Genomic DNA, 12,254 nt, shown 5'->3' with positions numbered 1-12,254 from the left:
GGATTCGTCAGACCTCGAAGTCGACGGCCATCCGGCCGCCCGTGACGCTGCGGATGTACCCGGCTACCTCCTGGTGCGCGGGGTGGGCCTGGTAGGCGTCGAGCGCGTCCAGGTCGTCGAGGTCGATCACGAGAGCGACGTCGGCATTGCTCTCCGGAGCGGCGACGTTCACGCCGACGCTGAGCGAGCGGATGACGGGCACGACCCCGACCAGTCCCTCGAGCAGGCGCGCGACCTCGGCAGCGTGCGCAGAGCGCGTCTCGGCATCCTCGGCGGCCATCTTCCACATGACGACGTGGCGGATCATGCGCGGCCCCTCTCCACCAGAGCAGTGCGGAGTCGATCGGCCGACACACGCCAGTGTGTGTGCAGGTCGCCATCGATCAACACGACCGGGATCTTCTCCCACCACGTCGCGTACAGCTCCGCGTCGTCGGCGATCGACAGCTCCTCGACGTCGACCTGACCTTCGGGAAGGTCCGAGACGACGGTGTCGACGATCTCGCGTGCGACGTCGCAGAGATGGCAGTCGGGTTTGGAGATGAGGGTCAGTGCGGTCACGGCATCCATTCTCACCTGGGAATGGACGCCGCGGACGCAACACGAAGCGCCCCGACGACCGGCGAGCCGGTCGGGGGCGCTTGGTGTGCGATGCCGCTTACTTCTTGTTGCGGCGCTGGTGGCGAGTCTTGCGAAGCAGCTTGCGGTGCTTCTTCTTCGCCATGCGCTTGCGGCGCTTCTTGATGACTGAACCCACGGTAAACCTCACTAAGTCGGGGTCTGGACGCGAAGTGTCGACGTCCGGGAACGGCAAGACGGAAAAATGCCTCGGATCAGTCTAGCCGACGTCGGCGATAGGACGTTGCAAAGCCGCCGAGACCGCTGTCTCGGGGACGCGATAGCTCCGCCCGAAGCGGACGGCCGGGAGTTCGCCGGAGTGCACGAGGCGATAGACCGTCATCTTCGACACACGCATGAGGTCTGCTACCTCAGCGACAGTGAGAAACCGCACATCCGAGATGTCCGACATGTCTGTCCCCTTATGAATTTGCGATCCCCCGCAGATTTCTCCCACATTAGGGGTTCTGCGGGACGCGTGTAAACCTGTGTGGCTCGTGGGACTCGAGGGGCTCAACGACCGGGCAGCTTGTTGAAGACGCTGGTGACCGCGTGCTTCGCCGAAGCGGCCGCCCGCCCCACCACCTCTGCGGCATGCGCGGCGCTCTCAGTCAGAGCGTGCGGGGCCGTTGCGTCGTCGTCATCCACGGCGAAGAAGGGGAACAGCCAGTCATCGACGGCGTCCAGCGGTGCCGGGGAAAGGCTGTAATAGCGATGCTGGCCGTCTTCGCGGACGGAGACGAGGGATGCCTCCCGCAGCACCTTCAAGTGCTTGGAGACCGTCGGCTGGCTCACACCCAGGGCCGACACGATCTGGGAGACGCTCGTCCCGTTCTCCCCCGACGCCCCTCGTTCACGGAGCAGCTGGAGGATGTCCCGACGGGTTCCGTCGGCGATCACGTCGAAGATGTCCGCCATGGCATTAGGTTAGCCCGCCCGCGCGCGGGAGTACCATGACAACGATCCGAACGAGGAAGGGGCGCTGATGACGGGCCTGGCCGTCGACGAGCGCGCGCCCCGGCGCGGACCGGCGTGGCATCGCCGCGCGTTCTCCGCGATGCGCGACCTCGCGACCGCATCGCCGTCCCGCTTCGCCGTCCTCATCTTCTCGACGCTCATCCTGGTCTTCACGGCGGTCTTCTCCCTGCCCGTCATGGCCTCGGACGGACAGGTCACGCCACTGCCCGATGCGCTCTTCACCGCGGTCTCCACGATCTGCGTCACGGGATTGGCCACGGTCGACATGGCGACCCACTGGTCACCCCTCGGCCACGTCGTGGTGTTCATCGGCGTCAACGTGGGCGCGCTCGGCGTGCTGACGCTCGCCTCGATCCTCGGCCTCGTCATATCGAAGCGACTGGGCCTGCGGGCGAAGCTCCTCGCCGCCGGCGACAGCAACCCCATGCGCGCTCACGGCGGGCCCGTCAACGAGGGTCAGGCCGTCCGCCTCGGCGAGGTCGGCCAGCTGCTGTCGACCGTCGCCCTGTCGACCCTCGTGATCGAGGGCGCTCTAGCGGTCCTGCTCTACCCGCTATTGCTGTCGAGCGGTGTCGACGCCCTCACAGCCCTGTGGGAGGCGCCGTACTACGCCGCGATGGCCTTCACGAACACGGGCTTCTCGCCCAATGCCGAGGGGCTCACGCCGTTCGCGCAGAACTACCTCCTGCTGAGTGTGCTCATGATCGGCGTCTTCCTCGGCTCGATCGGATTCCCCGTCATCTACGCCCTGTGGAAGCACCACTGGCACGTGCGCAAGTGGTCGATCCACGTGAAGCTCACGCTCATCACGACCGTCGTCCTGTTCATCGCGGGGGCGATCGCCTTCGTCATCCTCGAGTACGGGAACCCGAAGACCTTCGGCACGATGGATGCCTGGGACACGACCTTCCAGGCGCTGTTCCTGTCGGCGATGACCCGCTCGGGAGGGTTCTCGATCATCGATATCGGCGAACTGCACGAGTCGTCGATCGTCGTCGGATCCATGCTCATGTTCGTCGGCGGCGGATCGGCCTCGACCGCGGGGGGCATCAAGGTCACGACCCTCGCCGTCCTCGCCCTCGCGGTGTGGTCGGAGGCGAAGGGACGTCCCAGCGTCTCGGCCTTCGGCCGCCGCATCCCGAGCGACGTTCAGCGCGTCGCGCTGTCGGTCGTCGCCTGGGGCGCGACGATCGTGGCCCTGTCGACCATCACCATCGCGCACCTGACCAAAGCTCCTCTCGACGAGGTGCTCTTCGACGTCGTCTCGGGGTTCGCGACGGTGGGCCTGTCGACCGGCCTCACTCAGGACCTCCCCGACCCCGCCGTCTTCGTCATGGCCCTGACGATGTTCATGGGCCGCGTTGGTACAGTCACACTCGCGGCCGCCGTGGCCGCGACCAGCCGAACGCAGCATTACGCGCTGCCCGTGGAAAGGCCCATCGTTGGTTGAGCAGCTCCGCAGCGATTCGCCCGTCCTCGTCATCGGTCTCGGTCGCTTCGGTGCCGCCTGCGCCGGCGAGCTCGATCGACTCGACCGCGACGTGCTCGCGATCGACGACAGCCTCGATCTCGTCCAGAAATGGTCGGAGCGAGTCACCCACGCCGTCCAGGCCGACGCCCGCAACATCGAGGCGCTGAAGCAGATCGGCGCGCAGGACTTCCAGGTCGCCGTCGTCGCAGTGGGCTCCTCGATCGAGGCATCCGTCCTCATCACCGCGAACCTCGTCGATCTGAAGGTCCCGCAGATCTGGGCGAAGGCCGTCTCGCAGTCGCACGGCAAGATCCTCGCCCGCGTCGGGGCGAACCACGTCATCTACCCCGAGCGCGAGGCCGGCGAGCGCGTCGCCCACCTCGTGAGCGGCCGGATGCTCGACTTCATCCGCTTCGACGACGATTTCGTGCTGGCCAAGATGTACCCGCCGCGCTTCATCCGCGGCGTCGGCCTCAACGAGTCGGGCGTCCGCTCGAAGTACAACGTGACCGTGGTGGGCGTGAAAAGCCCGGGCAAGCCGTTCCGGTACGCGGAGGCGACCACCGTCGTCACGAACCACGACCTCATCATCGTCTCGGGGACGAACTCCGACATCGAACGGTTCGCCTCGCTCGACCGCTGACGCCGCGTGCCTCAGATCTCCCGCTGCGCGTTGGCGAGGAGGCGCGCGAGCATGGCTGCCAGCGCCTGCCGCTCACTGCCGCTGAACCCGTCGAGCAGCCGCTCGTCGTGTGCCAGTGCGCGGGGCATCTCGCGCTCGACGACGGCGCGCCCGGCATCCGTCAGCGACAGCTGCACCGCCCGCCCGTCGCGCTCGGAGCGCTCGCGACGCAGCAGGCCGGCGGACTCGAGCCGTGTCGTGAGTTTCGTGGTGGCGGCACCGCTGAGGAGGGTCTCGGCGGTGACCTCGCTCGCGCGCAACGGACGGTCCATCCGGGCGAGGACGCAGAGGACGTCGAACTCCGACCGCGAGACACCGCTGTCGGCGAGCAGCCGTTCGATCTGAGCCGTGGCGAGGGCGCTCGTCCGGTTGAGCCGGCCCCACACGTCGATGGGCGACGTGTCCATCGACGGCATCGACGCCGCCCACGCAGCGCGGATGCGGTCGATCAGATCGTCGGTCACGACTCCACTGTATCCGTCGGCGTGAATTAGTTCACTAGTAAATTATCGGTGTACAATGGGACGAATGACCGCCCTCGACACCGGAACCGCAGCGATCCCCTCAGTCACCGAGACCCCGTCCAGCGCCGGGACCACCGCGCCGCGCCTCTTCTCGCAGCCGCCCGCGGTGTGGGCCATCGCGTTCGCCGCGATGATCGCCTTCATGGGGATCGGCCTCGTCGGCCCGATCCTGCCGACGGTCGCCGCCACCCTGCACGCGGCCCCGGTCGAGACGTCGTTCCTGTTCACGAGCTATCTGGCCGTGACCGCATCGGCGATGTTCTTCACGAGCTGGCTGTCCACCCGCATCGGGACGCGCGCGGTCATGATCCTGGGCCTCTCCGTCATCGCCCTCGCCGCCGTCGGCTGCGCCCTGTCACCGACGATCGGCGCCCTCATCGCATGCCGCGCCGTGTGGGGCCTCGGCAACGCCCTGTTCCTCTCGACCGCGCTCGCGTCGATCGTCTCGGCATCCGGAGGGCGCAGCGAGCACGCCGTCATCTTCTACGAGGCCGCACTCGGGATCGGGCTGGCCGTCGGCCCGCTCGTGGGTGGCCTGCTCGGCGAGATCGGCTGGTTCGCCGCGTTCTGGGGCACCGCCTCCCTCCTCGCCGTCGGCGTCGTCGCCCTTCTCACCCTCGTCCGCGACCCCGGGCACGCCGCGCAGCGCAGCTCGATCGGCGCACCTTTCCGGGCCTTCGCCGACAAGGGACTGCTCGCCATCAGCGTCGTCGCCTTCCTCTACAACGCCGGCTTCTTCGTCACCCTGTCGTACACGCCGTACGCCCTCGAGCTGCCGGCCGTGGGCATCGGCCTGGTCATGATGGGCTTCGGCATCGGTCTCGCGATCGCCGGCGTGCTCATCGCCCCTCGACTGACGAAGCGGTACTCGGTCGTCTGGGTGCTTTTCTGGTTCCTCGTCGCCTTCGCCGCGACGCACCTCGCCGCATCGCTCGCCGCCGGCTCGCGCCCGCTGCTCATCGTCTGCGTCGTGCTCCTGGGTGTCGAGATCGGGGCGGTGAACACGATCCTCACCGAAGCGGCGATGGAGGCGACCACGCTGCCGCGCACCGTCGCGAGCTCGGCGTACTCCGGATTCCGCTTCTTCGGCGGAGCGATCGGCGCCCCCGTCGGCACCGCCCTCGCGGTGTACGGCGTCGGCGCCCCCTATGCGGCCGCTGCGGCGTCAGCTGCGGTGGGCGCCATGATCCTGTTCGCCGTGCGTCGCGTCGTGGGCCGAGCCGACCACTCGGCGGTGCTCAGCGAGCGCACGACTGCCGAGGATCTCACCCTCGGCGACGCCTGAGCGCCGGCGTCAGACCCCGGTCGCGAGCTCGCGCGCGCGGGCGAGCGCCGCGTCCGTCGCCTGAGAGAAGAGCCCGTCGAGGTTCCCCGTCTGCAGGACACCGATCGCGCGCTCCGTCGTCCCCTTCGGGCTCGTGACGCGTCGGCGCAGTTCCGCGGGATCCTCTCCGGATGCCGCGAGCAGGGCGGTCGCGCCGATGAAAGTCTGCTCGGCCATGAGGCGCGCGTCTGACTCGTCGAACCCCTTACCCCGCGCGGCCTCGGTGAGGGCCTCCACGAGGAGGAAGACGTAGGCGGGACCCGAGCCCGAGATCGTCGACAGCGCGTCGATCTGCGCTTCGGGAACCTCGATGACGACACCGCACGTCTCAAAGAGCCGCCGCACGAGAGCGACGTGCTCCGGCGTCGCGGTGGTTCCGGCCGCGAGCCCGGTGACCGCCTTGCCCACGACCGCCGGGGTGTTCGGCATCGAGCGGACGACGGGGATCTGCGGCCCGACGATCGCTTCGAACGTCTCGATGGTGACCCCCGCCGCAAGGCTCACCACGATCGTCCCGGGACGCAGCGCGCCCGCGATCTCGCGCAGCACATCGGGGACCATGGCCGGCTTCACGCCGATCAGGACGATGTCGGCGGATGCCGCGGCATCCGTGTTCGCGGTCGGCTCGTCGGCCAGCGCGAGGCTCGTCACCGCGTCGAGCTCGTCGAGCTCGCGCGCCTTGGCGGCGCTCCGGTTGGTCACGACGACCGACGACGCCTCCCCGGAGCGCGAGATGCCCTGGGCGATCGCGCCTCCCATCGAACCTGCTCCGAGAATGGCGACGGGCGGGAGGTGGTGCGTCATGCCCCCATCCTGTCATCGACCGTGCGCCGCGCGCCGGATGCAAGACGCTGGGACCCTCCGAGGAGCCCGGCCTATCATCGGGTCATGACCCTCCTCGACGGAATCTCGTCCCGCATCATCGACACGGACCGCCTGGGCGTCAACATCCTCGAGCGCATCGGCGACGCCCCCGACACGGCGCCCGACCGGACCGTCGTCCTCCTGCACGGAGCGCTCTCATCCGCCCTCGTGTGGCAGGAGCTCATGCAGGACCTGCCGGCCGAGTTCCGCGTCGTCGCGATCGATCTGCGGGGCTTCGGCGGAACCGAGCACATGCCCGTCGACGCGAGCCGCGGCGTCCGCGATCTCAGCGACGATGTCGCGGTGACGCTGTCCGCGCTCGGCATCGAGGCGCCGCATCTGGTCGGCTGGGACCTCGGCGGAGTTGTCGCGCTGCAGTACGCGCTCGATCACCCGGCCCGGACCATCCTGCTGGAGTCCCCCGTCTCCCCCTACGGCCTCGGCGGTACGCGCCTGGACGGCACACGACTGACCGACGACGACGCCGGCTGCGGCGCGGGCATGGCGAATCCGGACTTCGTGCGTCGACTCAACGCCCGGGAGTCCCGCGACGAGGCCCCCACCTCCCCGCGCAGTGTCTTCCGCGCCTCGTTCGTGGCGGAGGATTTCACCACCGAGCACGAGGACCTCTGGGTCGAGGCGATGCTGTCCACCTCGACATCCACCGGCAACTACCCCGGTGAGTCCGTCGCGAGCCCGCACTGGCCGGGCTACGCGCCCGGCCGATTCGGCGTGCTGAATGCGCTCGCGCCGTCGAACTTCGACGTGTCCACGATCGTCGAGCTGCCTGCGAAGCCTCCGATCCTGTGGGTGCGCGGCGTCCTCGACCCGATCGTCTCGGACACGTCCTTCTCCGACCCGAATCACCTCGGCGCGCTCGGGATCCTGCCCGACTGGCCCGGCGCCGACGTCGCCCCCGCTCAGCCGATGGTCTCGCAGACCCGCGAGGTCCTCCGTCGCTACACGGATGCCGGGGGCACCGCGACCGAGCTCGGCCTGCCCGGCGTCGGCCACACGCCCCATCTCGAGCGCCCCGCCGTCTTCCGGCGTGCGCTGCTCGAGCTGACGGGCTACATCGGATCTCCGGCATCCCCCGCACCGCCGACCGAGGCGATCATCCTCAGCTCGTCGGACTGAGGCGGGACCTCACCGCTTCGCGTCGAAGAAGGCGCGCAGCAGGGCGGCCGACTCCCCCGCCCGCACCCCGCCGAGGACCTCGGCGCGGTGCGGCATCCGTCGATCGCGCAACAGGTCGTGCACGGACCCGGCAGCGCCCGCCTTCTCGTCCCACGCTCCGAACACGACCCGGCCGACGCGCGTCTGCAGGATGGCGCCCGCGCACATGACGCATGGTTCGAGGGTGACGACGAGGGTGCAGTCCTCGAGGTTCCACGATCCGAGAGCCGATGCCGCGGCCCGCAGTGCGACGATCTCGGCGTGCGCGAGCGGGTCGCCGTCACGCTCGCGCAGATTGCGTCCCTCGCCGATGACGCCGCCCGCTCGCGTCACGACGGCGCCGACCGGGACGTCGCCGTGAGCCGGGGCGCATGCCGCGAGTTCCAGGGCCCGGGCCATCGCCGCATCATCGGCGGCGGGAACGGGCAGACTCACGAGGTCAGCGTAGCCCCGGTACCCTTGGGCTCATGCGTGTGCACGTCGCCGACCACCCCCTCATCACCCACAAGCTCACGGTTCTGCGCGACAAGCGCACCACCTCGCCGGTCTTCCGCCAGCTGACCGAGGAGCTCATCACACTTCTCGCTTACGAGGCGACCCGCGGCGTCCGCGTCGAGGAGATCGAGATCGACACCCCGGTCACCCGGACGACGGGTCTCAAGATCAGCGAACCCCGGCCGCTCGTCGTGCCGATCCTCCGCGCCGGCCTCGGCATGCTCGAGGGGATGACGACCCTGCTGCCGACGGCCGAGGTCGGCTTCCTCGGCATGGCGCGCAACGAGGAGACGTTCGAGCCGTACACCTACGCCGAGCGCCTTCCCGACGACCTGAGCGACCGTCAGTGCTTCGTGCTCGACCCGATGCTCGCGACGGGCGGCTCGCTCGGTGCGGCGATCGACTTCCTCTTCGCGCGCGGCGCGCAGGACGTCACCGCGGTCTGCATCCTCGCCGCCCCCGAGGGCGTGGCGGCCATCGAGAAGCAGGTCGGCGATCGCGATGTGACGCTCGTCCTGGGCGCGATGGACGAACGCCTCAACGAGAAGGGGTACATCGTCCCCGGTCTCGGCGACGCGGGCGACCGTCTCTACGGCACGGTCTGAGGCGACACGGTCTGAGCCTCGTCCTGCGCGGTCGCTGACGTGGTGTCGACCAGTCGCGCGAACGCGCTGAGCCTGGCCACCCCGTCGGGCGTCCGCGGGAGGTCGTCGAGCAGGCCCGTGCTGTACACGAGGTACGCCGTGTGCATCGCCCGCGAGACGGCCACGTTGATGCGGTTCTGCAGCAGCAGGAACTCCAGTCCGCGTGGCGCGTCGCGCCCCGACGAGGCCGCGAGCGACACGATGACGACGGCCGCCTCCTGCCCCTGGAACCGGTCGACCGTGCCGACCCGCACGCCCGGGAACCCGGCCGCGACGAGTGCCTCCTCCACGAGCACCTGCTGCGCGTTGTAAGGCGTCACGACGATGACATCCTCAAGCGCGAGCGGACGGATGGTGTCGCCGTCCGACCAGGGGATGCCGCTCAGCTCCCCGACGATGCGCACGACCTCGTCTGCCTCTTCGGGCGACTGCGTGGCATTGCGGGTGTGCGTGAGCGGCACCGGGATCACGCCGGCGCGCACGCCCTCCAGCCGCCGCAGCGCGGTGTCGGGGTGCGCCTCGAGCTGCCCCTCATAGGCGAGTTGCGAGACGGGCTCGGCGACCTCAGGTCGCATCCGCCGCGTACGGGCGAGGAAGTACCCCCGGTCGGCAGGGATGACGGCGTGACCGTCCATGACCCACCCGAGAGCGGACGTGTCGACCGGCTCGGGATGGGTCCCCTGGCTCACCTGCGGCAACTGCTGCGGGTCGCCGAGCAGCAGCAGGCGCTTCGCGGCTGCCGAGACGGCGATCGTGGAGGCGAGCGAGAACTGGCCGGCCTCGTCGATCACGAGAAGGTCGAGCGAGCGGCGGGTGACGCGCCCCGAATGGGTGAGGTCCCAGGCGGTGCCGCCGACCACGAAGCCGGCAGGCTGCGCATCGATGAAGGCGGCGAGCTGGTTCTTCGCGATGACGGTGAAGCGCTCCCGGCCCGTCGCAGGCCCCTTCGGCGCTTTGGCGACCTGCGCGCCATCCACTCCGGCCTCGACGATGCGGTCCAGCATGTGCTCGACGACGTTGTGCGACTGCGCGACGACGCCGACGCGGAACCCGCGTTCGCGGACGAGGCGCGTCACGACGTGCGATCCGACGTAGGTCTTACCCGTTCCGGGCGGGCCCTGGACGGCGAGATATCCCTCGGACAGGCCCGCGAGGGCGGCGGCGATGTCGGCGACGTCGTCACCCGTGCGAGGCAATGGCTCCTGCAGCCGAGGCGGACGACGCACCAGCAGATCGGTCGCGGGATCCGTGGGCAGTGCCGGGGCTGCGGCCAGAACGGCATCGGCCCATTCGTCGATGGCGGCCTGCTGGCTTCCTGCGCGCGGCGGAGCAGGCGGTGTGAGCGCGACGGGCAGTTCCTGCCAGGTGAACCCCTGGTAGGCGTTCTCCTCGATCACCACGCCGTCTTCGAGCACATCGACCACCGAGACGGACCGCGCCGCATGGATCCAGCGCGGGCTCGTCTCGATGGGGAAGGGGGCAGGCAGCTCGTACAGGCCGTACGGATTCTGACCGACCGTGATCCGCGTACCCGGCGCGAACTCGCCGCGGATCTCGACGACGCGGCGAACGGCGGTGAGGCCCTCCGGTCGATGCCAGTCGGTGAGCACGCGACACCGGTCGCGGTCGATCACGACGACGTCGCGCGTGTCCTCCCACACCGACACCGGTTCGCGCAGGCGCAGGAAGTGCGTGGCCCAGAAGGTCTTCGCCTCGCGCGGGTAGTAGTCGATCGCCGCCGCCCCGAGCCGGAGCGCCTGGGCGACCGCGTCGTCCTCGGCGTCGTCGGCGAAGCGCGAGAGGGCCTCGGCCCGCGGCGAGGGCTCGTACACGGCTTCGCCCGCGTCGGGCTCGCGTGAGGGCACGAGCTTCGCCTCACGGGCACGATCCACGAGCCAGTCGCGCAGGCGCCGCGTCGACACGCAGTCGTAGCGGTTGTAGTCGGCGAGGTCGTCGAGGATCACGCCCGCGGCCGCCTCATCGCCGGCATCCTGCAGAGCGCGCGCCTCGACGTACCGGACGATGGAATCGTCGCCGCGCTGCACGTCGCTCGTGCGGACCTCGTCGCCCATGTAGAGCGGTTCGAGTTTCTTGATGGAGTACGACCGCGATCCGACCCGCAGCGCGCGCCGCACGATCGGATAGAGGTCGACGAAGACGCCGTCGCGGAGCAGCCGGTCGACCGCGGCCTCGCCCGTGCCGTGGCGTGCCGCCATCGCGAGCAGGTGCGTGGGCTCGTACGGCGCGTAGTGGTAGATGTGCAGGCCGGGATGCGCCCGACGCCGGACCGCCACGAACTCGAGGAAGTCCTCGAGAGCGCGCTTCTCGTCGGCGAACGAGTGAGCCCAGAGGGCGGAATACTGCTCCGTCTCGTCGACCCAGCCGAACAGGTAGTCGATCCCCCAGTGCACAGCCGCACCCTCGGTGTACAGCGGATCGCCCTCGAAGTCGAAGAACAGATCGCCGTGATCCGGTCGGGGCAGGGCCCCGAGCGCCTTGGGGAAGACGACGTCGAAGGTCGGAACGGCCGGTCCGGTCGCGGCAGGCGAGTCGTCGACGCCGCCGGCGGGGCTCTCGAGCTGCAGCCGCGCCTGCGTGCGGAGTCCCGAGAAGGTGTCCCACGACATCCGAGGCGGCGCCTCGCGGGATGCCGCGAGGTCGTCGATCGTCGTGATGCCCGCCGCGCGCAGACGGTCCCGCTGAACGGGACGCATCCCGGCGACCAGGAGCAGATCGCGGTGAGCCACGACCTCGAGATCGCACGTCGCGCAGCGTCCGCAGGCGATCACTCGGAGCTCGCCGCGGTCATCGCCCCACGGGATGGGTTCGCCGGCCGCGCCGGCGGCCAGGTCGCGGTCGGCGATCAGCGCGCGGAGGCGGTCGCGGCGGAGCGAGAAGACGGGCATCAGGTCACGGACGGCGTGGGTAGAGACCGATCCGTCGCCGAGCAGCAGCTGGACCTCGTCGGCCCGCGGGGCCCCGAGCCGGTCAAGCTGATCCACGTATGCCGCGAGCTGCATGAGCGCGGTGACGCGAGCGTGACGCGCGAGCTTGGTGTCCTGCACGATCCACCGCTGGTCGTCGTCCCGGACGAGGAAGTCGGCGAAGCCGACGAACTCCTCGGTCGAGAAGGCCGCCTGGTAGACGACGTGGACAGCGGGGTCCGCGAGCGCCGCATCCGTGGCGGCGACCGCGGCCGCGAGACCCGCGGCATCCGACGACCTCGTCTCGGGGATCTCGACGACCGCACCCGGGTACGCGGCGCGGTAGGCCTCGTAGACGCGTCGCTCGTGCTGGGTCCCCAGTCGCCCCGCCCGCTCGAGGGTCAGGTCTTCGGGGTCCTCGACGGGCGCGATCCGGCCGAGCTTCGCGTCGATCGCCCGCAGCCAGGCGAATTCGCACTCGGCCGCAGCCTTCAGGTCGCTCGCGCTCCAGACGATCCGGCCGTCGTCTTCGATGTATCGCATGATCCCCTTTC

Annotated in this window: 14 protein-coding genes; 5 read left to right on the top strand and 9 right to left on the bottom strand. The window is 69.8% G+C overall.

The window, feature by feature from the left end; translation table 11 throughout:
* Window positions 1-7 precede the first annotated feature (7 nt).
* The 5 genes from ACIQLK_RS05390 to ACIQLK_RS05370 all read right to left on the bottom strand — a co-directional run bounded on the left by ACIQLK_RS05390 (window position 8) and on the right by ACIQLK_RS05370 (window position 1,536).
* Entirely contained in the window at window positions 8-307 is a 300-nt protein-coding gene (locus ACIQLK_RS05390; protein WP_400363262.1) for a Dabb family protein, read from the bottom strand.
* Window positions 304-561 (bottom strand): glutaredoxin family protein, encoded by a 258-nt coding sequence (locus ACIQLK_RS05385; protein ID WP_400363261.1) that lies wholly within the window; start codon window positions 559-561, stop codon window positions 304-306. The genes ACIQLK_RS05390 and ACIQLK_RS05385 overlap by 4 nt, the downstream gene beginning before the upstream one ends.
* Before the next feature lie 97 nt (window positions 562-658).
* Window positions 659-757, bottom strand: coding sequence for a 30S ribosomal protein bS22 (locus tag ACIQLK_RS05380; RefSeq protein ID WP_003792170.1), 99 nt, complete (start codon window positions 755-757; stop codon window positions 659-661).
* Between the two features lie 81 nt (window positions 758-838).
* Window positions 839-1,030, bottom strand: a complete 192-nt coding sequence (locus ACIQLK_RS05375) for a helix-turn-helix domain-containing protein (protein WP_400363260.1) — start codon at window positions 1,028-1,030, stop codon at window positions 839-841.
* A gap of 101 nt (window positions 1,031-1,131) precedes the next feature.
* Window positions 1,132-1,536 (bottom strand): ArsR/SmtB family transcription factor, encoded by a 405-nt coding sequence (locus ACIQLK_RS05370; RefSeq protein ID WP_400363259.1) that lies wholly within the window; start codon window positions 1,534-1,536, stop codon window positions 1,132-1,134.
* 67 nt (window positions 1,537-1,603) lie between these two features.
* Between ACIQLK_RS05370 and ACIQLK_RS05365 the strand changes: the two genes are divergently transcribed.
* Window positions 1,604-3,046: a TrkH family potassium uptake protein gene (locus tag ACIQLK_RS05365; RefSeq protein WP_400363258.1), complete on the top strand. Its 1,443-nt coding sequence runs from the start codon at window positions 1,604-1,606 to the stop codon at window positions 3,044-3,046.
* Window positions 3,039-3,710 carry a TrkA family potassium uptake protein gene (locus tag ACIQLK_RS05360; protein WP_036310225.1) on the top strand — a complete coding sequence of 224 codons (672 nt, stop codon included), beginning with the start codon at window positions 3,039-3,041 and terminating at the stop codon, window positions 3,708-3,710. Before ACIQLK_RS05365 ends, ACIQLK_RS05360 begins: the two co-directional genes overlap by 8 nt.
* An 11-nt stretch (window positions 3,711-3,721) precedes the next feature.
* Here the strand turns inward: ACIQLK_RS05360 and ACIQLK_RS05355 are convergent, their stop codons facing one another.
* Window positions 3,722-4,213: a MarR family winged helix-turn-helix transcriptional regulator gene (locus ACIQLK_RS05355; protein ID WP_400363257.1), complete on the bottom strand. Its 492-nt coding sequence runs from the start codon at window positions 4,211-4,213 to the stop codon at window positions 3,722-3,724.
* 64 nt (window positions 4,214-4,277) lie between these two features.
* Between ACIQLK_RS05355 and ACIQLK_RS05350 the strand changes: the two genes are divergently transcribed.
* Entirely contained in the window at window positions 4,278-5,558 is a 1,281-nt protein-coding gene (locus ACIQLK_RS05350) for an MFS transporter (protein ID WP_400363256.1), read from the top strand.
* A 9-nt stretch (window positions 5,559-5,567) separates the two neighbouring features.
* Here the strand turns inward: ACIQLK_RS05350 and proC are convergent, their stop codons facing one another.
* Window positions 5,568-6,401: a pyrroline-5-carboxylate reductase gene (gene proC / locus ACIQLK_RS05345; protein ID WP_400363255.1), complete on the bottom strand. Its 834-nt coding sequence runs from the start codon at window positions 6,399-6,401 to the stop codon at window positions 5,568-5,570.
* An 84-nt stretch (window positions 6,402-6,485) separates the two neighbouring features.
* Between proC and ACIQLK_RS05340 the strand changes: the two genes are divergently transcribed.
* Window positions 6,486-7,598: an alpha/beta fold hydrolase gene (locus ACIQLK_RS05340; protein ID WP_400363254.1), complete on the top strand. Its 1,113-nt coding sequence runs from the start codon at window positions 6,486-6,488 to the stop codon at window positions 7,596-7,598.
* Between the two features lie 9 nt (window positions 7,599-7,607).
* Here ACIQLK_RS05340 and tadA read toward each other — a convergent pair whose 3' ends face one another.
* The gene (gene tadA, locus ACIQLK_RS05335; protein ID WP_400363872.1) at window positions 7,608-8,036 is read right to left on the bottom strand and encodes a tRNA adenosine(34) deaminase TadA; all 429 of its coding nucleotides are present in this window, start codon (window positions 8,034-8,036) and stop codon (window positions 7,608-7,610) included.
* A 68-nt stretch (window positions 8,037-8,104) separates the two neighbouring features.
* Between tadA and upp the strand changes: the two genes are divergently transcribed.
* A complete protein-coding gene (upp, locus tag ACIQLK_RS05330; protein WP_018186834.1) occupies window positions 8,105-8,737 on the top strand; it encodes a uracil phosphoribosyltransferase in 633 nt (210 codons plus the stop codon).
* Here the strand turns inward: upp and ACIQLK_RS05325 are convergent.
* Window positions 8,722-12,243, bottom strand: coding sequence for a TM0106 family RecB-like putative nuclease (locus tag ACIQLK_RS05325; protein WP_400363253.1), 3,522 nt, complete (start codon window positions 12,241-12,243; stop codon window positions 8,722-8,724). The two genes, upp and ACIQLK_RS05325, sit on opposite strands and share 16 nt — an antisense overlap.
* Window positions 12,244-12,254 lie beyond the last annotated feature (11 nt).

This window comes from Microbacterium sp. NPDC091382, from assembly GCF_044757025.1.
Taxonomy (GTDB): Bacteria; Actinomycetota; Actinomycetes; order Actinomycetales; family Microbacteriaceae; genus Microbacterium.
Note: the sequence above shows the minus strand (reverse complement) of the source record. Positions and strands in the feature narration are given on the sequence as shown.